General features: G+C 47.6%; 18 protein-coding genes. 9 read left to right on the forward strand and 9 right to left on the reverse strand.

What is annotated here, in order from left to right:
• The first annotated feature begins 5 nt into the window (after nt 1-5).
• Together ACXAH1_RS15520 and ACXAH1_RS15525 are read left to right on the forward strand one after the other, a co-directional pair.
• Nucleotides 6-1,232 (forward strand): DUF1552 domain-containing protein, encoded by a 1,227-nt coding sequence (locus tag ACXAH1_RS15520; protein ID WP_052713331.1) that lies wholly within the window; start codon nt 6-8, stop codon nt 1,230-1,232.
• A gap of 388 nt (nt 1,233-1,620) precedes the next feature.
• On the forward strand, nt 1,621-3,486 hold the full coding sequence (locus ACXAH1_RS15525) for a pentapeptide repeat-containing protein (protein ID WP_475197864.1): 1,866 nt from the start codon (nt 1,621-1,623) through the stop codon (nt 3,484-3,486).
• Between the two features lie 24 nt (nt 3,487-3,510).
• Here the strand turns inward: ACXAH1_RS15525 and ACXAH1_RS15530 are convergent, their stop codons facing one another.
• Both ACXAH1_RS15530 and ACXAH1_RS15535 read right to left on the reverse strand, forming a co-directional pair.
• Nucleotides 3,511-3,933: a hypothetical protein gene (locus ACXAH1_RS15530; protein ID WP_475197865.1), complete on the reverse strand. Its 423-nt coding sequence runs from the start codon at nt 3,931-3,933 to the stop codon at nt 3,511-3,513.
• 95 nt (nt 3,934-4,028) lie between these two features.
• The gene (locus ACXAH1_RS15535) at nt 4,029-4,553 is read right to left on the reverse strand and encodes a hypothetical protein (protein ID WP_475197866.1); all 525 of its coding nucleotides are present in this window, start codon (nt 4,551-4,553) and stop codon (nt 4,029-4,031) included.
• A 561-nt stretch (nt 4,554-5,114) separates the two neighbouring features.
• Here ACXAH1_RS15535 and ACXAH1_RS15540 point away from each other — a divergent pair.
• Nucleotides 5,115-5,426: a hypothetical protein gene (locus tag ACXAH1_RS15540; protein ID WP_475197868.1), complete on the forward strand. Its 312-nt coding sequence runs from the start codon at nt 5,115-5,117 to the stop codon at nt 5,424-5,426.
• A gap of 513 nt (nt 5,427-5,939) precedes the next feature.
• On the opposite strand, the gene ACXAH1_RS15545 is transcribed toward ACXAH1_RS15540, so the two are convergent.
• Complete coding sequence (locus ACXAH1_RS15545) at nt 5,940-6,422, reverse strand: GrpB family protein (RefSeq protein WP_475197869.1); 483 nt, start codon at nt 6,420-6,422, stop codon at nt 5,940-5,942.
• 434 nt (nt 6,423-6,856) lie between these two features.
• Here ACXAH1_RS15545 and ACXAH1_RS15550 point away from each other — a divergent pair, with 434 nt between their 5' ends.
• Complete coding sequence (locus ACXAH1_RS15550; RefSeq protein ID WP_475197871.1) at nt 6,857-7,033, forward strand: hypothetical protein; 177 nt, start codon at nt 6,857-6,859, stop codon at nt 7,031-7,033.
• Between the two features lie 500 nt (nt 7,034-7,533).
• Here the strand turns inward: ACXAH1_RS15550 and ACXAH1_RS15555 are convergent, their stop codons facing one another.
• The 3 genes from ACXAH1_RS15555 to ACXAH1_RS15565 all read right to left on the reverse strand — a co-directional run bounded on the left by ACXAH1_RS15555 (nt 7,534) and on the right by ACXAH1_RS15565 (nt 11,241).
• The gene (locus tag ACXAH1_RS15555) at nt 7,534-7,848 is read right to left on the reverse strand and encodes a hypothetical protein (RefSeq protein ID WP_475197873.1); all 315 of its coding nucleotides are present in this window, start codon (nt 7,846-7,848) and stop codon (nt 7,534-7,536) included.
• Between the two features lie 327 nt (nt 7,849-8,175).
• The gene (locus ACXAH1_RS15560) at nt 8,176-10,119 is read right to left on the reverse strand and encodes a RecQ family ATP-dependent DNA helicase (protein ID WP_475197875.1); all 1,944 of its coding nucleotides are present in this window, start codon (nt 10,117-10,119) and stop codon (nt 8,176-8,178) included.
• 501 nt (nt 10,120-10,620) lie between these two features.
• Nucleotides 10,621-11,241: a glutathione S-transferase family protein gene (locus ACXAH1_RS15565; protein WP_475197876.1), complete on the reverse strand. Its 621-nt coding sequence runs from the start codon at nt 11,239-11,241 to the stop codon at nt 10,621-10,623.
• Nucleotides 11,242-11,725: 484 nt separating this feature from the next.
• Here ACXAH1_RS15565 and ACXAH1_RS15570 point away from each other — a divergent pair, with 484 nt between their 5' ends.
• Nucleotides 11,726-12,847, forward strand: a complete 1,122-nt coding sequence (locus tag ACXAH1_RS15570; RefSeq protein WP_475197877.1) for a heme-binding protein — start codon at nt 11,726-11,728, stop codon at nt 12,845-12,847.
• 407 nt (nt 12,848-13,254) lie between these two features.
• Here ACXAH1_RS15570 and ACXAH1_RS15575 read toward each other — a convergent pair whose 3' ends face one another.
• Entirely contained in the window at nt 13,255-13,575 is a 321-nt protein-coding gene (locus ACXAH1_RS15575; RefSeq protein WP_475197878.1) for a hypothetical protein, read from the reverse strand.
• A 202-nt stretch (nt 13,576-13,777) separates the two neighbouring features.
• On the opposite strand from ACXAH1_RS15575, the gene ACXAH1_RS15580 reads away from it, so the two are divergent.
• The 3 genes from ACXAH1_RS15580 to ACXAH1_RS15590 all read left to right on the forward strand — a co-directional run bounded on the left by ACXAH1_RS15580 (nt 13,778) and on the right by ACXAH1_RS15590 (nt 17,490).
• Nucleotides 13,778-13,978, forward strand: coding sequence for a hypothetical protein (locus ACXAH1_RS15580; protein ID WP_475197880.1), 201 nt, complete (start codon nt 13,778-13,780; stop codon nt 13,976-13,978).
• Between the two features lie 93 nt (nt 13,979-14,071).
• On the forward strand, nt 14,072-16,504 hold the full coding sequence (locus ACXAH1_RS15585) for a TOMM precursor leader peptide-binding protein (protein ID WP_475197881.1): 2,433 nt from the start codon (nt 14,072-14,074) through the stop codon (nt 16,502-16,504).
• A 14-nt stretch (nt 16,505-16,518) separates the two neighbouring features.
• A complete protein-coding gene (locus ACXAH1_RS15590) occupies nt 16,519-17,490 on the forward strand; it encodes a Gfo/Idh/MocA family oxidoreductase (protein ID WP_475197883.1) in 972 nt (323 codons plus the stop codon).
• A 285-nt stretch (nt 17,491-17,775) separates the two neighbouring features.
• On the opposite strand, the gene ACXAH1_RS15595 is transcribed toward ACXAH1_RS15590, so the two are convergent.
• Nucleotides 17,776-18,213: a cupin domain-containing protein gene (locus ACXAH1_RS15595; protein WP_475197884.1), complete on the reverse strand. Its 438-nt coding sequence runs from the start codon at nt 18,211-18,213 to the stop codon at nt 17,776-17,778.
• A 771-nt stretch (nt 18,214-18,984) separates the two neighbouring features.
• Between ACXAH1_RS15595 and ACXAH1_RS15600 the strand changes: the two genes are divergently transcribed.
• The gene (locus ACXAH1_RS15600) at nt 18,985-21,159 is read left to right on the forward strand and encodes a phosphatidylinositol-specific phospholipase C domain-containing protein (RefSeq protein WP_475197886.1); all 2,175 of its coding nucleotides are present in this window, start codon (nt 18,985-18,987) and stop codon (nt 21,157-21,159) included.
• Between the two features lie 50 nt (nt 21,160-21,209).
• Here the strand turns inward: ACXAH1_RS15600 and ACXAH1_RS15605 are convergent, their stop codons facing one another.
• Nucleotides 21,210-22,244, reverse strand: coding sequence for a Kelch repeat-containing protein (locus tag ACXAH1_RS15605; protein WP_475197888.1), 1,035 nt, complete (start codon nt 22,242-22,244; stop codon nt 21,210-21,212).
• Nucleotides 22,245-22,345 lie beyond the last annotated feature (101 nt).

The following is a 22,345-nucleotide window of genomic DNA, read 5'->3' on the forward strand; positions in this document are numbered from 1 at the left end:
GTAACATGAAAAAAGAGCATTTAAATAACATGGCGATATCGCGCCGCAGCTTATTAAAAATGTTTATGGCGTCGGGTATTTCGACCGCCCTGATCCGCACATCGCCGCTGGTATCAGGATTGCTTTACGCACGACATGCCGATGCCATGGACGCCGGGCTGCCCAACAAAACCGTGTCTATTTATATTCCGGGCGGCTCTATTGCGTCGCTTTGGAACCCCACAGGCAGCGGTGAAACCATGCAACTGGGTGTGATGTCGGCAGGCTATGAGCCGGTTAAAACCGAATGTAACTTTATGGTCAATATGGCCCACTCCAACGCGGGTCATGGCCGTATGCCGGTGCTGCTCGCCCAGAGCTGGGGCGGTGACAGTTACGACGTCACTATGGGTAACGCGTTAGGCCCGAACCTGCCATTTCGTTATCTGAACTTAGGCGTTCACAGTAATGGCCAGGGTCACTTAACCAAAGACAACCGTAACCGTTTGCCGTTCCAGGAAAACCCCTTCACCGTGTATAAAATGGTGTTTGGCGGCGCCCAGGGCAGCAACAGTAAAACGCCTATCATGAATGCGCATATGTCGGCAGCCAACGCGATAAAAAACAGACTCGCAGGCTACGAAATACAGCGCATGAATGACCATCTCGATGCCATTGCAGACACCCAGCGGCGTTTAGATGAGCTCTCTGGCGGCACCTCCTGTGGCATTGCCCCCGATGACACTGAGTTCCCATTGACCTTTGATACCTTCAGTCAGCAGGCCAGACTGCAGGCAGACATTGCCGTGGCAGCTTTGCAATGCAACCTGACCAGCTCGGTATCACTGGCCTTTGGTAACCACCAGTCTGAGTTCCGTATTCCTGAGCTGAACTTCCAGGGGCACTATCACAACGCCATCCACGGTGGCAGTAACGGCCAGCCAAACTACCCGTACTACACCGAAATGCGCAGCCACCTGGGCAGCCTGAGCGCCTATTTGATCCAAAAACTCAAAGCAGCCGGCATCTTAGACAGCACAGTGGTACTAGAAACCACCGACATGGGCCACGCAGACAAGCACTCTGCCAACCCTTGCGCCTATCTAATCGCAGGCGGCGGCGCCCGCATTAACCGCGGCGTAGTCAGCGACATCGGCTCAGGCTACAACCAGCACGATGTACTGCACACCGCAGCCAAAGCGTGTGGCGTAGACCTTGGGTTTGGTAAGGAAATTCCGGGGGTGATTGTTTAGGTGGTTGTATTGAAAGCGGCTAATTAATAGAACGTCTGTGATTAAGAGAGCGCTTTAGCTGGCGCTTTCTTAGTCACACCTCCCCCTCTCATTTCTTAAGAGGCATGATCCAAATATCTGAACCTTCATTGATGGATGTGGCTTGATTACTCGAGCGATTATACAGCATTAAAAAACCGTTCAATCCTGGCTAACTGACGCTAATCAGCGTAGGCATTACCATAATAAAATCGATATCTGCATATAAGTTCAGGCTGGTATAACCATCCATATAATTTAGATTATTCATAACATTAGGGAGTAACAAGGCATCGAGATTCAAAATTGACCTCTGATTAAAAGGGACGTAAATTATGCCGACCAACCCCACCAATGACCGACACACACTATGGCACGTGATGACAACAAAACAGTCTTAGAAGGCCAGGCCGCAATTGACCTTTGGCTTCAAGGTAAAGAGGCTTGGAACAAATGGGTAGAAGAAAACCCAATTGCTGACGTGAGTTTTGAGGGGGCAGACTTCACAAAGTACGCTGTTGTTTCGTTTGAAGGTTACATGTTTCCAAAGGGTGACATTAGTTTCTCCAACGCACATTTTGGCGAGGGGTACGTAACCTTCTCAAAATCGCTTTTTGATGAGGGTTTCGTTAGCTTCGTTAGATCTAACTTTGGCAAAGGTGACATTGACTTCTCAGAGGCAAACTTTGGTAAAGGTGATATTAACTTCTCAAACGCAAACTTTGGAGAAGGTAACGTTCACTTTGCTAGGGCAAAATTTGGTGAGACTGTCAACTTTTCGCACGCCCGATTTGGTGAGGGCAACTTAAACTTCTATAACGTGCGAATAGGTGATGGTTACGTAAACTTCTATGGCACCCGGTTTGGGAAAGGTAATGTTAGCTTCTATTACGCACAATTTGGTGAAGGTAACGTTAACTTCGACTGCGTACAGTTTGGTGAGGGCGACGTTTATTTCCGTAACGCAAAATTTGGAGAGGGCAACATTAACTTCCGTCACGCACAATTTAGGGACGGTACTGTGAACTTCATTGATACTCGATTTGGTAAGGGTGACTTAAACTTCATGCTTGCCGAATTTGGAGAGGGCGACGTACACTTCGCGATTACCGAATTTGGAGAGGGTAACGTAAGTTTCTATGACGCCCAATTTGGTAAAGGTAACGTGAACTTCGACTATGCACAATTTGGTAAAGGTAACGTTAGCTTCCAAAACGCACAATTTGATGAGGGGTTCGTTAATTTCCAAAACGCACAATTTGATGAGGGCTATGTTGACTTTCGAGACACCCACTTTGGAGAGTGTAACGTTTACTTCAAGAGTACACGATTTGGTGAGGGTAACGTTAGCTTCCATTATGCACAATTTGGTAACAGTGACGTTTGCTTCGAGTCCATAAATACATCAGGACAATTCAATTTTTCAGCTGTCACAAGAACAGCACAGATTAGATCCCTGTCTTTTAAGTTTGCAACTTTTGACGGCCCCGTGAGCCTAGATGGAAATAGTTTCAATTGCGTACCTGACTTCACCAACACCAAACTTTCACACCAACTAAGTTTGAGCCACTTCTCTGTTAAAGCAAAGACTTCCAATAAAAGCAGGTTCATTCTCAAAATACTAATTGGAATTCAGAAAATTTGGTTTGGCTCTCCACTTCAATACTCTAAAGCCAAGAGTGCCTTAGGGCTTTCTAAGAAACTATCCAGAAAGCTACCCTGGTTAAGCAAAACCGCTGCCGCCGACAAGCAGGACATAGATCGTATTCGACGTTTGAAAGAACTGGCGGAGACGAACAAGCATCATAAACTCGCTTTAGACCTACACGTCGAAGAAATGAAATGTAGTAGATGGATTGAAACCCCATGGTACCAATTGCTCACTGAGTTTCTATTTCAAAAACTTGGTGATTACGGCCGGAGTGTCTTCAGGCCCACACTATCACTTGTCTTACTTTGGCTGACATGTGCACCAATATATGCCTATTCATCTGACAAGAAAGATATTGCATACGATGCGATGTTATTTTCTTTCTCACAGATGTTTTCCGTAATACCGAGTTCAAAAGATGCGCGCTCAGAATCATCAGCTGCATTGTATGGGACTTTGGTTAATGACAAGCTGGTTGTTGACATACCTCACGCAGTATTTGCTGTCGCAGGATTTCAATCACTCGCCTCAATAGCTCTGGTCTTTCTTATTGGCCTGGCGCTACGTAATAGGTTCAGGATATAGGGATAGTGCCGTTGACTTGGCTTGTTAGGTAACCTTACCCACACTTTTTAAATGTAAAACAACATGAAACATGCCAATTAATAAAGGGCATATAAAAATATAAAAAAACAAATAAGCCGCTGCATCATCGTGAAGGTTAGGCTGATTGTAGCTACCATTAAATAGCCACAAAGAAGCAACTAATAAAGAAGCGATGCCACATAAAAGAAACCAAAACCTTTTACGATAAGAGATTTTCAAACCCCAACATACTGAAGTAGAGCCAACAAAGCCTAATATGCCCATAACGCCAAGCGTCACAAAAACAATTGCCATAGGGGATGCTTTATTGAATAAACTTAGTGTGCCCAAAAAAACACCCAAGCACGCTAACGCAGCCAATATCAACGATGGCACCCAGCCAAATATGATTGAAATACCAATTATAAGTTGATTGCGGAATTCCATTGGTTACCTAAAATCCGCCTAAACGGCGAGCAACTTGTTGCGAGTCCAGTGGCCGGAGGCCGCGATGTTTAAGGCGCTAATTATATTTAAAGAGTCTATTTTAAAACCTCAATGGCTTTACGGATTATTTCTTCATCTGGCTGATACATTAGATGCTTTAAATTGTCCAATTCGGCCTCAACAAGTGCTCTTACTAGTATTCCAGAGTTAGTAGATTTCAAAATACTTCGTTCTGCTTCAGGGTTTGAATAAAAATAAACTTTAATCCGTCCAGTCTTATTATCAGGAACATAAACCCCACAGCGATAGTTATTTATGTCAGGATTTTTTTCTTTATCATCATACACATACTTCCACTCTAAGCACTCTCCAACACCTTCATAGTAAGTACCTTTACGATCGTCTAAATAGGCTGTGTACTTACCAGCCTTCAAAGTTAGATGATGTGTTACTGGGGCAACACTAAAATGTTCTTCCCACTTAAAGGGGGCTTTTATTTCTACATAACTTTGTTTACTTGTTTTATTCAACGTAGACGGGTCAATACCTGCTAGACTTGAACAACCAGTTGTGGTGGCCAGATATACTGAGCTGATCAAAATAGTACAAAGCTTTTTCATTTTTCACTCTAAATTAGTAGCCTGCGATTTATGCAGAAAATAGTTCACGAAGTATAACGCCCTGTTAAGATGTGAGCAACACAATACTGAAGCTCCCGAATACCACCTTAAACGCAAAAGTTTTTGCAAGGAGTTGTTTAGAGGACATCCACCTAAGAATATCCGATGAGCTAACAAGCCTGTTGCTAAAAGCTAACGCTAGTATCTTAAAAATCTTCAGATATTTATATTTTATGACTTTGCCTGAACACTCACTCAAAACTCGCAAATCAATTGTGGGCAGGTTCAAAGAGCAATAACTTTTAGGTGGATGTCCAGAGCGCTGTTCACTTAGCCAAGGTCGCTCTATTCATAACCCTTTCTACAAACGCAATCAACTCGTTACAATTCTGTAATCACAAACCAACAAAAATTATCCATAATAAGTCAGAAGTTTGTAAACTTGCTCTGTGGCGGGCAGTTACAGTCTGTCATAAAAGCACAGCCAGTGCCTGCTCGTAGCAATGCTAAACAAAGCACTTTGTGCCGTTAGCGAAAATATTAAACACTAAAGGAAGGTCTATGAAAGCGTTATTAACAGTTCTACTTATTTTGTTCCCTGTATTGGCAAATGCAGCAGATATCAACTGTAAAGGCAAAGTCACCTGGGTGATGGATTATCCTCAACAATGTAGTGGCAACACTGCATTCAAGACAAGCGGCTCTAATGGAAAGTGGATTTGTCCACCGTCGGACAAAAGTAACGCCATTGTTTTAGCAGCCCTCGCGGCAGATAAAAGCGTGGAAGTTTACATTGATGATAAAAATGGCTCCATTAGCTGCTCGTCACTTCCTGATTATGTGAGTGCCAGATACGTAATCATTAACCCCTAAACTCTGAATCAATACGCAGTGTCTGGGGTGACGCTGGGGCTTGTGAGTTCAGCTGCAACGGGGTGTTACTGCATCGCTCGTTTGTAGATCCCGGCTCGCAAGCGTCCGAGATGACGGTGGGCCTGTGAGTTCGGCAGTAAAAGGGTCCCACTGTGCCGCACGTTGGCAGATCCCGGCTCGCAAGCGTCCGGGATGACGGTGGGCCTGTGAGTTCGGCGGTAAAAGGGGACCACTGCGCCGCACGTTGGCAGATCCCGGCTCGCAAGCGTCCGGGATGACGGTGGGCCTGTGAGTTCGGCGGTAAACGGGGACCACTGCGCCGCACGTTGGTAGCTCTAAGCTCGTAAGCGCCCGGGATGACAGAGCGGGGTGTCAGTTTTTAAGGCAAATTTTGGCGTTATCAGTGTCGAAAAAAACGACCTCCCACAAGCTACAGCCTTGTCGGGCAGTCTTTGGCCGTTTCAAATAGACAGATCATCAGCGTTTAGGTTAATGTGCAGATCGCTCCCCACATCAGAGCTTAAGACTACTGTGAATCCTGTCATAGAACGGCTTTTTCATCGCCTGATATTTCTCTTTATGATTTGGATACATTGCGTGAAGCTCTGTTTTTAAACGGTTCAGCTGCTCAACAAGCTCGGGGCTTTTCAACATAACGTCCTTGAAGTTCAGGTGTTTAGCCGCTTCGGTGCTACCAAACTCAAAGATGTGTAAATGGCATTTTCGTGAGCTTTTCGAAAAATATTCACGCCCCTCGATACCGTAACTACCTCTCGCCTCGAAACCAATGTCCTCAAGCTTTTTGCGAGCCTTTCGAACTAGTTCTAAATCCTCAACCTGGCCAAGAATATCAATACAATCTTTGGCTAGTAAACCTGGTACTGAGGTCGAACCTATATGAATCAGCTCAATATCTAGGCCTAAAGCCAACTTTATAGATTCTGCTTCGCCCTCAAAGTCATCCTTCCACAGTTCACTGTGCGGAAATATATACATTAATAGTCCCCACTTTTGTCCAATGCCTCGCTTAACGGGCGAAATATAGCAGGTAAAGATAAGCGACGGAGGAGGAGAAAACAAGCGACACGCGCTCCAACATTGACTGCGTCAGGATACTGCTGTTTTGTAGTTTAATGGATCCCGGCTCGCAAGACTCCGGGATGACGGTTGGGTTTGTTAGTTCGACTGTAACGGAGTGCCACTATGCACGCGCTAGTAGACCCCGGGTCGCATGCGTCCGGGATGACGGTGGGGTTTGTGAGTTCAACAGCAAGGAGGCTACCATCAAAGGGCAGTTGATCTTTTCTCACCGGTTAGCAATGAGTAGTGTGTATATTATCTGAATTCAAGCTTGAAATAGATTTTTTGTTTGTCTAGTATGAAAACTCCACAGTTAATGTGGGTTTAAATTTTTAAATAAAGGATTAACCATGAAATTAAAATTAAGTAAAAAAAGCATTAAGCAATTATCAGCAGACAAAGCAATTTCTCAGCGATTAACGCCAGTTGTTGGTGCCGCAGGGCCTGACATCCCTGCCAGTCCAGCCCTAAACCCGACCGATCAATACACGTGTTATTGGGGCCGTACGTGTAAAATAGAAGCTTAATTTAGCTCTAAATCACGGAAAAGAGCGCTGATGAGCGCTCTCATTTTTGCCAGAGTCGTGAAGGCTCTATGGGTGGCAACGATTACCTAATTTAGTGATACTTGCCGCGACATACAATTCTCACCATAGATTCACAAGTCAATTGTTGGAAAACGGGTGATATCTCGCCCCAAATTTACACGCTTCAGGATACTACTACGCTGAACGTTAATAGATCCCAACTCGCAGGCGTCCGGGATGACGGTGGGGGATGTCGTTTTGAAAGTACTTATTTGTTTATGAAAAAAGTCCAACCTGCCGACGCAAAACCCGACAAATACATGATCACTAATGACCGATGGGTGTACCAATTTTAAGGGTGCTGGCTCGGAATTCATTAGGGGTGCTGGATAATCAGGTAAGCCCGGATACATGTCAGAGCAACACATTTACAGCGGACTAGACAAAGCATCAGAAATGGAAAAAGGGTAACTGTCAGGTCAAGTCTGGGCAAGTACACATTAGCTATCCCACCGACCTACTCGGCTTGGCACCGCTGGCGCGACCATTTGCGTTTTGTTTAATTCTTTTTTTTCATATAACGCTCTAATTCTTCTGTCCACTCCAAAATTATTAATGCTGAATATAAATACCCACCCCCATAAAACCAACATTTCAAATGATTCATTAACCATCATTAAAAGTGGTGATAAGCAAATTACTACATTGACAACTTCAACTCTTTTAAAGCCTTCTACGTTGTGCCGCCACTCTTTAAACAGGGGCAAATAATAGCAGCCCAGTAAAAATCCAAAGTAAAAAACTACGCCTATCATCTCTCCAATCATGAGCATCAAAAAAGAAAAACTAGATAGAACCATGTACACAAGCCAAACTGAGTATAAGTGCATAAATTACCTAAAATTTATATGGTGCAAAACAAGTGCTGTATTTAATTGATTCATTCGTTTTAGTTACCTCGGGTAAGAAAACGACGCCCCCTGCCCGATACAACTCTGGATACTACTTGCGCTGTACTTTAATAGACTCCAGGACGCAAAGAGTACGCCAGTTCTGACTACCAGGTGGCTACTCATTCAAATAATGTCTCACTTTGATTTTGGTGCTATCCGATAAAGATGCGCTACACCTTTGATCCACCATTATGTCCCAAAACCTAATTGCTGTACTTTATTCAAAACCTGCTGATAGCGGATGTCTGCACAGCAGCCAAACCCGGCGCGTTGTCTGAATTTTGAAGACGTTGCTAATGGCGAGGTCATGCCGGTTAGGAATCGGGTCAGTATTGCCAGGCTGGGCGTAACGCCAATTTGCATCAGATGCTGTTTTAGCGCATTTAGGTCGCTTCGTAATGTATCGTCCGAGGGAAATTCTGTCTGCTTAGACTGGGCAAGTTGTGCAACTTGACCGCGACACGCTGAGCAGTGCCCGCATTGCTCTGGGGCGTTTTCATCGTCAAAATAGCGCGCTAAGTTGTAACTTAAACATGTATTTAACTCAAAAAAGCGCAGCATGGCGGCGATGCGTTTCACCTCGGCTTGTTCCTTATCTAAAAAGTAATCGGCAAGCTCTTTGGCCAGACTTGGCTCAGCCAGCTTAGTTTCATCCACCTGATAAACCTGCATCATGCGTTTTGACTCAAGCTCAATATGCCCTTGCTCATGCAGGTAGTCCAGCGCCGCTACAATGCGATTTCTGTCGTGCCCCAGTTGCACTAAGGCCTGAATATCAACGGTGCCCCATACTTTCTTAAATTGCGTATTGGCAATTATCTGCTGAATAAACTGCTGACGGTTCGCATCGAACATGCTGATGACGTCCTGCTCTGTGCGTAACCATTTGAATCTAAAGTCGGCGTAAAACGCGTATTTGGCCTCAATTACGCCTTTGAGTTCGAGCTGCACCAGCAAGGTTTTTAACGCCAGTAATCGGATATTGCTGACTTTAGAGGCGCTGAGTTCCTGCATTTCCCACAAGCCCTGCTGTTGCTGCGATTGAATTTCATCAATCAGTGCCTGAATGCTGGCTTGCTCCGGGGTGTCGGCGTAAACAAAGTTCTCAAGCGTCGCAACGCCATCTAAATTAGCCAGGGTAATACATTCAGAAAATTGCCCGTCGCGCCCTGCACGGCCAATCTCCTGGCTGTAATTCTCTATCGATTTTGGCAGGTCGTAGTGCACCACAAAACGAATATCGGATTTGTCTATGCCCATACCAAAGGCAATCGTGGCAACAATCACTTGCTTGTGATTGTTCATGAAATCGTTTTGGATACTCTGACGAAGGCTGTCATCCAGCCCGGCATGATAGGCAGCGGCGTTTACGCCGGCCGCCTGCAATTGCTTAGCCACCTGCTCGGCCTGTTGTTGCAGCGTGACATACACAATGCCTGCGCCAGCTTGTTGCTTTAAATAGCCAATCAGTGCCTGCACTTTTTGCTCTTCCGGGTAGGCATACACGCTTAAATCCAGGTTGGCGCGATAAAAGCCCGTCTGCACAATATGTTCAGGTTTTATATCAAACCGGTTCGCCATGTCGCGCTTTACTTTTTTGGTCGCCGTGGCGGTAAGCAGCAACACCAGTGGGATTTTTAACTCATTGCGATAGTCGGGTAACTTAAGATAATCAGGTCTGAAATTATGGCCCCATTCAGAGATACAGTGCGCTTCATCAACCACCAACATAGAAATAGGCACTTGCTTAATGAATTCTCTGAAGCGCTCGTTTTTAAAGCGCTCAACCGAGATCATCAGCACTTTAATGCTGCCATTTCTGACATTTTGCATCACAGACTGGCTTTGCTCGCGGGTTAACGTTGAATCTAGACTGGCCGCATTGATGTTTTTGCTGTGTAAAAACTCAAGCTGATCTTTCATAAGCGCCAGCAGTGGCGAGATAACTAAGGTTAAATGGGGTAGCTGTAAGGCCGTCAGCTGATAGCACAAGGATTTACCTGAACCGGTTGGGAAAATTGCGAGGCTAGAGTGGCCGTTGACCAGCTGGGTGACTGTTTGTTCCTGGCCCGGCCTGAATGCTGAGAAGCCAAAACGCTGCGATAAGGTCTGGTGGAGCGCCGATTCGTTCATGATGCAAAATTCCATGTTATCAACTGCCGTGTAAGATAACACATTACAGTTCTCCAGTAATACCTAGCCAGTTTGACGAGTGGCAGGCTTCCACGTGACGGCGAAGTTGGTTGGGTTCGCGACTAGAAGTAACCACCGTATTGCAGGTTAATAGATCCCGGCTCGCAAGCGTCCGGGATGACGGTGGGGTTGGTTGGATTCGCGACCAGAAGGAGCAACAGTATTGCGGGTTAATAGATCCCGGCTCGCAAACGTCCGGGATGACGGTGGGGTTGGTGGATTCGCGGCCACGATGGAGCCACGATTTTGCGGGTTAATAGATCCCGGCTCGCAAGCGTTCGGGATGACCGTGGGGTTGGTAGGGTTTGCGAACAGACGGAACCACGGTATTGCCGGTTAGTAGATCCCGGCTCGCACGCGTCCGGGATGACCGAGGGGTTTGTATGTTCGACGAGAGCAAACCACTAAGACGCTAAGCAGCCCCTAAGACGCTAGCTGCCCCTATGGTTTTTTTAACGTACAATGCTCGCGGTTATAGAGTCGATCCATATACTCATTAATATTGGGGTAGTCATCCAGTAGTTTTTGTTCTTGTCCCCAACAAAGTGTGTATGCAAGTACGATATCTGTGACCGAGAATTGGTCGTCAATTAGGTAGTCGTGCTGAGAGAAGTGCTTTTCTAAAGCTGCGGCAGCTTTTTTATATAGCATATTATTTTGCGGGACAATTTCCCGAACGTGCTGCTCTGCTGGCAAAACAAAGTCCATTGAGTTGATCTCGGTGGACTGCACAAAAGGCTCCAGCTCACTCAATGTAAAACAAACCCATTGATTATGGAGGTTTCTCGACCAGCTTGAAGGCTTTGCTATCAACTTTTTATCTGGCACTAAATCAGCTATCGCCGTAACAATGGCCGCTGATTCAAACAGGGGCTGTCCATTGATTAGTGCCGCAGGTAACTTACCCAATGGGTGAATATTTAGCAGCTCCTGAGACTTAAAAATGTCTACTCCGTTTTGCACGGACTCGAATGTTAACCCAGCCTCGCGCAACGCCCAACGTACCCGGGCAGACCTCGTGGGACCTAGTTCAAACAATTTGATATTAATTTCTTCAACCATAATCACTAGTTATTTTTCTTTATTCAAAGTTGCCATGATTTTGCTGCGTACTACCTGTCACTTTTGCAGCGAGATGATGGGTATCATACCCATAACAAAGACAAATTGCTAAATAGCTGCTGCCGAATAGCTTGTGGGGTTCTTGACCAGAAAGAGCCCCTGCGTTGCAGGTTGGTAGATCCCGGCTCGCACGCGTCCGGGATGACGACGGGGTTGATTGGATTCGATGTGCGCAGAATATAACGGCGCTGTATGTTGGTAGATCCCAACTTAACACCGAGCTTATGTATTTCAATAAACAAATAAAAAGTAAGCACTTACATTATGCATTCTATTTAATTAAAGTGACTCAGATTATACATGCGTTCTGCACGTTATTTTTATGTAATAGGATGTAATAATATTTCGAAAACCTTGCTGATAGACTCAAAGACTGTTGAAAAATTAATCTACCGATAATTTTACACAGCAAGGAAAGTACACCATGAGTAAGCAAGACCCCATTGCGCAGTTACAAGTTGAAATCGCGCAGCTTCAATCAGCATTTGAAGATCTCAACAAACACTGTTCTACAACCAATACGCACGGTGCCATATTACGCTGCGCCTCGTGCATCCCACAGCAGTTTAGTCACTGCACAAACAAACCCACTAACCCGCAACAGCCGAATTTTGTGCCTGATTTTAATGTGCCGCTCATCGCTGACGGTGGTGGCAACCAAGACTGTGAGATCCTGGAAAAACTCGGGCCATTAGCCGGGTTAATCGGGACTTGGGTCAGTACCCGGTATGGGGGGTTTAATGTTATGCCCATCCCGCAAGATAACGCCCCAAATGGGTTTATCTTAAAAAACATGTCCTACTACGAAGTCATGACGTTTAGCGCTATCCAGGGCAAAGTGGCTAATCGGGCGGGTAACTATGAGCAAGATTCCTACACCATTTTTTATTCTCAACGGGTGTTTTTTGCCGACGGTCCGCAAAAAGATGAGCTGGTACATGCTGAAAACGGCAGCTGGTCACATCTGATCATCGCTCCTCAGGGGCAAGGTACCCTGAACAAGCAACCCTGGGTGCCGGATACCCCCAACCCGCTCCCGGTGCAAGCGCCAGACCGGACGCTGGTAAAACAGGTGTCTATACCACACGGCAACTCGATTTTAGCATTGGGAGGTCACGATTGCTTTAGAGGCGCGCCCAGCATTCCTGTTGCCAATGCTCTGCCTGCGGCTGGCGGCGCAAGTTTTAAGGCTCCTTATGGTACCGATATTCCTGAAAACCCCAATGTTAATCCCAACATTGTGCTGCAGGTTGCCTTAGACAGCCTTTACCAGCAAGGCATAGGTGTGATCGACACCACTTTGCTGAATGTCGATACGCAGGCCGATGGCGATATCGCTAACACGCCCTTTATGCAAGCGCATTCTAATGTGCCCCGGTTCAAAAACACTATGTGGTTAGAGCGACTATCCAATGGCCAGAATATGCTGCAATACACCCAGGATATTTCGCTGGACTTTAGCCTGGCAAGCGGCAAAGACCCCAGCAAACGCAGCCGCTATACGTTTCCACACATAACGGCCAATACGCTATTTAAAGTGCAATAAATACCCTATTGCAATGTGATGAATGTGTCTTTTAAAGACATACTGTTTGCCACTGATTACACGCATGGGGCAAGCAACAAACCTAGGTTGTTGTTGGTATGCGATACCAAATAACACAATAAACTTAACTTAAGGAAAGTACGATGAGCGAACAAGCTATCAAAGAACTTCAGTTACAGGTAACTGAGCTCACCTCAAAAGTAAAAGCACTAGAAGCACGCTGTAATCCGTCTGGCATTGCAGACTGTGCTGTCTGTTACTACTGCACACCGTGTGCGCCATGTGCCGCACCAACCGTCTTATGTGCCCCGTGTACAATCACACTCTGTGCAACCTGTGCACCTGTTGGTACCAGCTATCAGCCGCTGGGCCCACCAACCCCCTGTGTTGCCTGCGTACAATGTGAGTCAACCCACAAATGCGTTACCTGTGAACCTGTGACTAACTGTGTCACCTGTTATCCATGTATCGTGACCTTCTGCGTACAGTGTCAACAGGGCCAGAATCTGCAATGTCAGCAATGCGCACCTGGCACTCAATGCGATACTTGCTACCCTTGTATCGTTAACTTCTGTCAGCAATGTGCTCCAGTCACGCAATGCGTCTATTGCTACCCTTGTACCCTTTGCCAGCAGTGCGAGTCTGTCACTAAGTGTGATACTTGTTACCCCTGTATTGTGACTTTCTGTGTCATGTGCCAGCCAGGTCAAAACGGCCAATGCCAGCAATGTACCATCACCAAATGCGAAACCTGTTATCCCTGCATAGTGAACTTCTGCCAGCAGTGTCAGCCAGTTAGTAAGTGTGACACCTGTTATCCGTGCACCGTGAACTTTTGTGCTTTATGTCAAACGGAACAGAAGGTGCTTTGCCAGCAGTGCGCACACATCACAAAATGTGGCACCTGCTATCCCTGCGTAGTGAACTTCTGTGCGCAATGTTATCAGTGTGCGTCTCAATGTGTGCAGTGTGCGTCTCAATGTGTGCAGTGTGCTCATCAATGCCTTCAGTGCACCCACCATTGTGTGCAGTGTACTCATCAATGCCTTCAGTGCACCCACCATTGTGTGCAATGTGCTCATCAATGCGTTCAATGCGCCCACCAGTGTGTGCAGTGTTACCAATGTGTAACTTGCACACCATGCAGTACCGGCGGCTAGCACGCGGTTATTGACACTCCCCGCTTTGTGCGGGGAGTGTCTTCTGAAATTGGATGTTTAATTTATGAAAAAGCTAAGATTAACCCCGGCTGCGAGCATTAATCCCAACAGTAACGGTGTGTTATTAAGTTCAGATTTGGGAGACTTCCAGGTTCACGGTCGGGATACCTCAGACTTTGTTGAAAAGATCCTGCCACTACTACAGGGCGAGCTGACGCAGGCTGAAATTTGCACCCGCTTACCTGAGTATGCCGATTCGAGTATTGAGGCTGTGCTGCAACTGCTAAGCCAGTATGGTTTGTTAGAAGAAGTCTCTGAACAACTCGAGTTTAAGCCGCCCGGTTTAGTACAAACGCGCTTTTTACGGCCCTGGCAGCAAACAAACCAGCAACCTCATAGCCAAAGTCAGGTGTACTCCCTTGATCCCTGCCGGGTACTCGTCGTCGGTCTCGAGCCCTGGGCAATCACACTGCTGGAAGAGCTGGGCACGGCGGGAGTCGGCCATATTCATTTATTAGATAAAGAAAATATCACCAGTGACGACTTAACATGCCACCGCTTTCTCACACCACAAGACATTGGCAAACCCAGAGCCCAAGTGTTTAAAGCGGCCCTGCAACAACGCAACCCCTGGATGCAGATCAGCCACTCAACGCTCACCAGCGAGCACCCGCACTTAGGCAGCCCATCAAATGACTGGGATTTGGCCATTGTCACTTTCAGTAAAGATGCGCATTTCTGGTCACACACAGTCTCTGAATATGTGCATCAACACAAGATTAAAACCCTTTATGGTCACCTGGATGGTCTGGAGAGCTGGATAGGCCCGGTGGTCAATGTAGACGACGCTCACTCAGGCTCATGCTGGAACTGTTTGCGACTCAGAAAGCTGGGCACAGAGCAACATGGCGAACTGGCGCACGAATTAGAAAAAAGCCATAAAAAGAATCGCGAAGGCCGTGCCCGCAGCATGCTCACGCCTATGTCTGCCATCACGGGCCAACAGCTTGCCATGGAGGCGTTAAAACTCCTTTGGGGCTATAGCGAAAGCGAACTGGTATCGCGTGTTATGGTACAAAACCTGGTTACGCACCAGGCTGAAAAACATGCCATTATCCCTATTCCCTGGTGTGAGGTATGTGGGTTTGATCATAACCATGCAACCACCCACGCGTTATCCATGCACCGCGATAACCAGTCTGCTAGCAATCCTCTTAATCAGCTCCAGGATGTTGAGCAATTTAAATCGCTATTTGAAGGCTGGGTGGACCCGGTAACTGGGATAGTCCGTCAGCTCACAGGACATGCGCCACATTTACCAGACTACCCGATCACCGCATCTGCCGGGGTCTCCTCATTTACCGAGGGCGAGTTTGACCCAAGAGCTGCAGGCCAGGTCGGATCCGGTAAAGGGTTAGATATAATTTCAGCACATATCAGTGCGGTTGGTGAGGCACTGGAGCGCTACTCGGCGGCCAGATATCAATTGAGTGATTGTAAATATGCCTCAATTAGCCAGTTAAACGGTGACTATGTCGACCCGGATACTTTGGTACTGTATTCCAATAAGCAATACAGCACCCCTAATTTCCCGTTTCATAAATGGCACAGAAAACAAAAAATACACTGGTGTCGCGGCAGCTGGCTGGCAACCAATGACCCAGTCTGGGTGCCGGCGTTGGTCAGTTATTTTAACTTTGCCTGCCCTTACAAAGAGCAGTTTAGCCAGGTGTCGTCAAACGGGCTCGCAGCCGGACAAAACAACGATGATGCCGCACTCAGAGCCTGTTATGAACTCATTGAGCGCGACGCCATGATGCTCACCTGGTATGCACAACAGCCCTGCGAACGACTCAGCTATGAGGCGCTTAACCGGGGCAAAATGCGCGTAATGATTGAGGAGTTAACAGAGCTGGGCATTGAGCTTGAATGCTATTTGCTGGATGTGGGATTGCACGTACCCACAGTTGTATGTCTGGCACTGGGAGACGGCTATCGCACTCCCGCAGCCTCTGTGGCCCTGGCCACGCATGGCGATATCAAAGTGGCGATGCGCAAAGCGCTGCTGGAGCAAGGCCATGTGATGCCTTACCTGTGCCAATTAATGCGCTCAGGGCAAAAAATCCCTCAGCAGGTCAGTGAGGTAACCGGCCTGGAAGATCACGCGGCTTATTATTTTAGTAGCAACAAACTTGCGGCCTTTGACTTTATGCGCCGACCAATCAGCGAGGCAAAAACGCTGGAAGACTGGTCGTATGAAGTGATCACACACGTCAGCCAACTCAAGCAACGCCTGGATGAAGCAGGCGTAGAAGTCGCCATTGTAGACGTTACTTCACCCGATATGGCGCTCAGCCCGTTCAGGGTTGCGCGTGCCATCGGTGTCAACATGCAGCCCATCCATTTTGGTGAGCAGTTTAAACGAGTAGACAACCCAAGGCTGCGCAAGTTACTGCAAGGACGTCCGGTTAATAAAGAACCACATCCAATTGCTTAGAAAAGGACAATATTATGAAAGTACTCGTTTGTGGTACCCACTACGGTTCCACCTATATTCGCGCTTTAACCCAGTTCCCACAAGACAGCTTCACCTGTGTGGGTGTCCTGTCAAAAGGCAGTGAGCATTCTCAGCAAATTGCACAGCAACTGGGCGTGCCCTATTACACAGATGTTGCCACATTGCCGGCTGATTCCATTGATATCGCATGTGTCGCGATATCGGGCGACGCTGGCCAGGCCATTGTATTATCTCTGTTAAAACAGGGTATCTCCGTGTTATGTGAGCACCCCGTTGACCAGGCGTTTGTACAAAAAGCACTGACACTTGCCAAGCAGCATCAGGCGTATTTTCATGTCAATGGACACTTTGCCGACCTCTACGCCCCCCAGGCATTTTTACAATCAATCCTGAGCGCTTATCAGCAAGGGTTTAGCTGTATGCATTATGCCATGGGGGCTAATTTAAGAACGCTTTATTCAGCGCTGGATCTGTTGGGCCGCGCACTCGGTGGGTATGCAGGACTCGAGGTCATCAAATACAGCGGCGAGCCTATGGCGTTTCAGCCGGTTATGCTCAAAACCGACAATCTTACAATCTCTCTCTTGTGCCAGAACTTTTCGTCCGCTGAGGATGACGGCAGCGCGACTTTTTTAAACCATCAGTGCTCTGCGCTATTTCCTCATGGCACCTTAACACTCAGTGAAACCACAGGCCCGTTAAGCTGGTTTCCTTCAAGCCAAAGCCTGCCAGGTGAGACCTGGCGAACCTATATGCCTGTTGAGCTTGCGCCCATGGACAAACAACAGCTAATGGGCCACAGAGATCAGTGCAACCTTGCCGCCATTGCGGCATTGGCAGCCACAGTACAAGGCGAAACACAGCCGGTATACCAGCAGCCAGATTATTTATTAGCCCTGAGCGGGTTGTGGCAGGCTGTGCTAATAGAATTACAGCCCCAGGCCAAAGACGACTGCGCCGCATAATCATGTGCTTTCCACCGGATGTATTTAGCGCCCGGTGGAAATTAAAAGGTGAATTTCAATTTTGAGCATATCTGTGACATCTGGATGGCAAGCCATGAAGTGCCTGTCTGTGAGAGCAAGATACCGCAGGATTGCAGGCTCGCACGCGTCCGGGATGATGGAGGGGTTTAAAAGGGTCAGAGACGGCAAATCATGTTGCCAAATACTCACCGTTATAATCATCGAACGCTCATGAATTTGCAGCGCAAGCGCCACTCAGGCGCCGAAGCCAGGCTTTCCAAACAGCTAGACTATGTGGATTTTGTACTTTTCAATAAATGCTTGCCTGTCTGATTCCGTCGGAGGATTGTCAGCGGTGAATTTGGATATATCCCGAATAAATCCCTCAGAGGGGCCTGATGGTGTATTGATGACGAGCACGTGACTATCGGTGATTGCCTTAAAACGTCTTTTTACATTGGGACCAGCCATAACAAGGTCGCCTGCTTTTGCAACAAATTCGTCGTTTTCTACACCGAACTCTATTTCTCCTGAGATAATGTAAAAGATCTCATCATCAATCTCGTGAAAGTGCCACGGAGCCTCATTGCCTTTAGGCAGTTTACTATCAAAAATAGAGACTCTGTTATCAGTATCAGGACCGGATGCAAGAATGGACGTGATCTCCCCCTGTTCAAGATCATACCTCTCAGCATTGCCTGCTTTGACGTGCTTATATCTCATTGTATACCCTCGATTATTTAAAGCGCTTTAGCGACACTTCTCGCTATGTTCTCTTATGGAAGACTCACCAGATTACATCACTATCGGTGATGCCACCAGCCTATACAAAACCATCAAAAATTGAGTGCAAAGTGAAACGACACCTACCAACAAGCTAAACGAAGTCCGGTGAGTTTTGGGTAGGGGTCTTGAGAGCCAATGATGACGGGTTTGTTAGGTCTGCGATCAGAAGGAGCCAAAGTATTGCCGGTTGATAGATCCCAGCTCACACGCGTCCGGGACGACGGTGGAGTTGGTTGGATTCGTAATCAAAGTGGCCAAAGTATTGCTGGTTAATAGATCCCGGCTCGCACGCGTCCGGGATGACGACGGGGTTGGTTGGGTTCGCGACCAAAATGGGCCACAGTATCGCGGGTTAATAGATCCAAGCTCTCAGGACAATGAGGGAGTTTATCGAGTTCGCAATAGCAGGAAAATACTGAGCAGCATATTAGTAATTTCCCCGTTCTCATGCCTTCATTGCTACTACAGTTTTTGAAATACCATCCGTTTACTTTTTCCATAAAACTACCCGCGTACCAAGGTTAGGTCTTTTTCTCACTACAAAAAGAGGCTGGCAATACTCAAACCAACCAAAATTAGAGCTAAAACTCTCATATTCACACTTCTTGCACTTTTCGCGCCTATATTTGCCGCGGTTGCTCGTACGGGGTGCGTAAACGGCACTCTGATTAAGGACCAGCTTCACACTAAAAGGAGAGGATTTTGACTATGAAACCAAGCAATACACTGGCGTTGCTGCTGGCAGGTGCAGTCGCGGCATCTGGTGCATCGTTTGCGGTACATGCCGCAATAGATACCGATGATGAGAAAGTGACACGACTGGACTTGCAAGGGCAGATAGATAACTTTGCGCCCTTTTCTAAAACTCTGTGGGCCGGGGCGCACAATGCCTATGCCTCACATGCCTGGAGTAAAGGTACGTATACCGATGTAAATCAGTACTATTCTCCCAAGAGCCTGCTAAAACGCGGCATACGGGTGATAGAATTTGATATATACCCGGAAGGCACTTTTGATTCAACCCCTATGCTGTGCCACAACTCACTGGAAAATAAAGCCATTTGTTCAAGCTTTCACGCGAAGCTGTCGGAAGGGTTAGACGACATTAAAGACTTTCTGAAAGACAACCCGGACGAAGTGGTGTTACTGAAAATCGAGTCGTACAAACATAACGACCATAAAAACTGGCACAATAAAATTGGCGAGCGCCTGGAAAAAGACATCGGCGATTATTTGCTGATGCCCTCTGACTGGGGCTATGCCGATAAAAGCTGTGCGTCTTTGCCGGTGTCGCACCTCACCAAACGCGACATTCTGGCAGCGGGTAAGCAGCTGGTTGCGGTGGTGCAAACACCCAGGGATCACAGCAACCTGTGCTCCTATCACAGCAGTGGCAGTTACTCTAAATTCTGGAATACTGTGTTTATCGGCGTCGATGCCTTCGATGCCAGTGGCAATCTGCAAAGCAATCAACCGTTTTGCCAGAACGGCAGCAATGAGTGTGTGAACGGCGATCAGACCGCGCATTATCTTGCCAACAATATAACAGTGATCATTGATGGCGCGACGCAGCTGAATCCGGATGGCCCCAGTTCAAGTAAAACTGGCAGTAATGTGATCAGCAAGTGGGCCAACAAAGGCGCGCAAATTCTCGAGCTGGCACTGGTCGAAGCCAATAACACCAGCGCTGCCAGCGGCTATGGTGCCAATGAAGTCCAGATTGAAGACTTTATCTGGTCTTGGAAATCGAACCGGCCCAATGGTTCGGGCGACTGTGCCAGCCTCGAAAGCGACGCCGCTATTGTCGACAAAGCCTGCTCCACCTATCAGTACCACGCCTGTGTGGATGATAACCGTAACTGGAAGCTAACCACCAGCAAGGGCAGCTGGGAGATGGGGTTTGCGAATTGTCAGAGCCTGGGCGGCAGCTATGCCTTTGCGATGCCATTCAATGCCTATGAACATGTGCAACTACAAAACACCATAGGTGCCAGTGCGGAGCACCACTGGGTGAACTATTACAAGGCGTTCGATGATTTCTGGTTGTCTAACGCGGCTGAGTATATCGACTGGCAGTATGTGAAAAACACTGCGGTGGGTTCGACCAATAAGGGCGACACTTTCAATGACATTGCTTTATTAAAACGTAAAGCTCTGGTGGGCGGCACCTTTAATCTCAGCTCAGTGCGGGTTCGCTCAAACAATCGGGTGGATGGCTTTCAGGCCTGTTACGAGACCAAACAGAGCCTGTCCCATGCCAGCGTGGGCACATCAGAAATGTGCGTTACCTATGGCGGCAGCGGCGGTAGCTGGGGTGATAAACTGACCTTTGATAGCAGCAAGGGCGAGCATCTCAAGAGCCTGCAGATCTGTAAAGATGATGGCAAATATGGCTATGATACGGTGTACTATCTGAAGCTGACTTCCAGCAATGGCAGTTCAATCAAAGGCGGTACTTCGTCTGGCAGTTGTACAACCTACTCGGCCAGTGCCAGCCAGCAATTGTTCGCCTTTCATGGCACAGATAATAAAGAACTTAACGCACTGGGTGTATACCGCATCGCCAGTTCACAGGTCAACGGCGGGCTCTACGCCACCGGCTGGCTTGACCGAGATGATCCAGCCAGTGGCGATAATGAATTATTCAGTTCCCACCAGTCAGTGGGTAACATCGGTGCCAGTTGCAGTACCAGTGATGTTGCAGGGGTAATTGCACGGGTCAAAGGCAGCAAGCTGGACTCAAGCCTGACCGGGCAAAACCTGGTCAATAACAGCTCTGGCTTTGCCTGCTGGAACTCCAGCAATGGCGGAAGCAGCAGTTACACCACCTGTGAAGATTATGAAGTGAGATACTTCTTCACCAAGGCCAGTTGTTTGCCTTAACTGAGTGAAGCAGTCTGAACTCTTACAAAGCGCTTTCGGGCGCTTTTTCATTATTCGCGCTCTTCCAAAGCCAGCGTCATGGTAGACGACAAGGTTTCCTGTGGCCCCACCTTGGCAGCGCCTCCGATAATATGGAGCTGCTCGTTAAACGAGACTGAGCCATGGCCATGGCGCGGTTGAGGCAAATCGGGCAGAGCCTGCCACAGATCCGTTTGCGGATCGTATGCCCATACGTTATTGAGCGCTTTACCTGCCTGCCAGTCTCCATTGGCACCGAACACTTCGCCACCCGACACAATAATTTTGCCATCCAGCACACTGGCTGATAACCCGGCCGATGCAACGGGTAAGGGCGCAATCGGTGACCAGCTATCCGTTTTGGTGTTATAGACTTCGGCATGACTGAGGTTCACGCCCTCTTTACCGCTGGTGCGTCCGCCAATGACGTAAATTTTATGACCAATCACCGCACTGGCGGCCGAATTGCGCGCCACACTCGCAGACGTAACCTTACGCCAGTAAGCATTGTTAACCAGCACATAGTGTGCGTCGGTATCCATGTTTTTACCACTGTCCCGGCTGAGCGTTTTACCACCGATCACATGAATGTTTTTGCCCACGCTGGCATACACAGATTCAGCAAGCGGTATGGGTAAAGACGGCGCGTTGCGCCAGGCCTGCATGTTGCCATCGAGCCTGAATACCGAGCGCTGAATTTGCCAGGCATTATCCTTAGCCCCCGTAAAACCACCAATGGCATACAGAAAATGCTGGTTAGCCACCATGCCCAGATGATGTCGGGCAGCGGGTAAAGCGGGGGCCTTGGTCCAGCGCGCGTGAGCCGGGTTTAGCAAAAACACGGCTGTAGTAGGACCTAAGTCAGAAAACGAAGGGAGATCGGAGGGCGTAAAACCACCCCCAACAAAAATACGCTTGTTAAAAACAGCAGGATAAACCTCTTGTAATGCCACAGGTAGGTCGGGACCAGCCACCCAGCTATAGGCCTGGCCCGGTGTGTTGCTCTGGGTGGCCTGAAGTGAACCCGATAGCAGCAGACACAGGATACTTGCTGATAAACGTCGCATTCTGACTCCTTAAAACTCTGTGATTAGGTTATACGTTGTTGTAATAGCACAAGATCAGATCATATGCCGTCATCTAACGTACAGTTACCGCAAAATATAAC

The sequence above is a fragment of the Pseudoalteromonas sp. AWH4_217 genome (genome assembly GCF_056161105.1).

Excerpts from the sequence above, each read along its gene's own strand:
- ACXAH1_RS15605 (WP_475197888.1), bottom strand. The coding sequence starts at position 22,244 with ATGCGACGTTTATCAGCAAGTATCCTGTGTCTGCTGCTATCGGGTTCA.
- ACXAH1_RS15560 (WP_475197875.1), bottom strand. The coding sequence starts at position 10,119 with ATGAACGAATCGGCGCTCCACCAGACCTTATCGCAGCGTTTTGGCTTC.
- ACXAH1_RS15545 (WP_475197869.1), bottom strand. The coding sequence starts at position 6,422 with ATGTATATATTTCCGCACAGTGAACTGTGGAAGGATGACTTTGAGGGC.
- ACXAH1_RS15520 (WP_052713331.1), top strand. The coding sequence starts at position 6 with ATGAAAAAAGAGCATTTAAATAACATGGCGATATCGCGCCGCAGCTTA.
- ACXAH1_RS15570 (WP_475197877.1), top strand. The coding sequence starts at position 11,726 with ATGAGTAAGCAAGACCCCATTGCGCAGTTACAAGTTGAAATCGCGCAG.
- ACXAH1_RS15535 (WP_475197866.1), bottom strand. The coding sequence starts at position 4,553 with ATGAAAAAGCTTTGTACTATTTTGATCAGCTCAGTATATCTGGCCACC.
- ACXAH1_RS15585 (WP_475197881.1), top strand. The coding sequence starts at position 14,072 with ATGAAAAAGCTAAGATTAACCCCGGCTGCGAGCATTAATCCCAACAGT.
- ACXAH1_RS15565 (WP_475197876.1), bottom strand. The coding sequence starts at position 11,241 with ATGGTTGAAGAAATTAATATCAAATTGTTTGAACTAGGTCCCACGAGG.
- ACXAH1_RS15555 (WP_475197873.1), bottom strand. The coding sequence starts at position 7,848 with ATGATAGGCGTAGTTTTTTACTTTGGATTTTTACTGGGCTGCTATTAT.
- ACXAH1_RS15525 (WP_475197864.1), top strand. The coding sequence starts at position 1,621 with ATGGCACGTGATGACAACAAAACAGTCTTAGAAGGCCAGGCCGCAATT.
- ACXAH1_RS15600 (WP_475197886.1), top strand. The coding sequence starts at position 18,985 with ATGAAACCAAGCAATACACTGGCGTTGCTGCTGGCAGGTGCAGTCGCG.
- ACXAH1_RS15595 (WP_475197884.1), bottom strand. The coding sequence starts at position 18,213 with ATGAGATATAAGCACGTCAAAGCAGGCAATGCTGAGAGGTATGATCTT.
- ACXAH1_RS15550 (WP_475197871.1), top strand. The coding sequence starts at position 6,857 with ATGAAATTAAAATTAAGTAAAAAAAGCATTAAGCAATTATCAGCAGAC.
- ACXAH1_RS15590 (WP_475197883.1), top strand. The coding sequence starts at position 16,519 with ATGAAAGTACTCGTTTGTGGTACCCACTACGGTTCCACCTATATTCGC.
- ACXAH1_RS15540 (WP_475197868.1), top strand. The coding sequence starts at position 5,115 with ATGAAAGCGTTATTAACAGTTCTACTTATTTTGTTCCCTGTATTGGCA.
- ACXAH1_RS15530 (WP_475197865.1), bottom strand. The coding sequence starts at position 3,933 with ATGGAATTCCGCAATCAACTTATAATTGGTATTTCAATCATATTTGGC.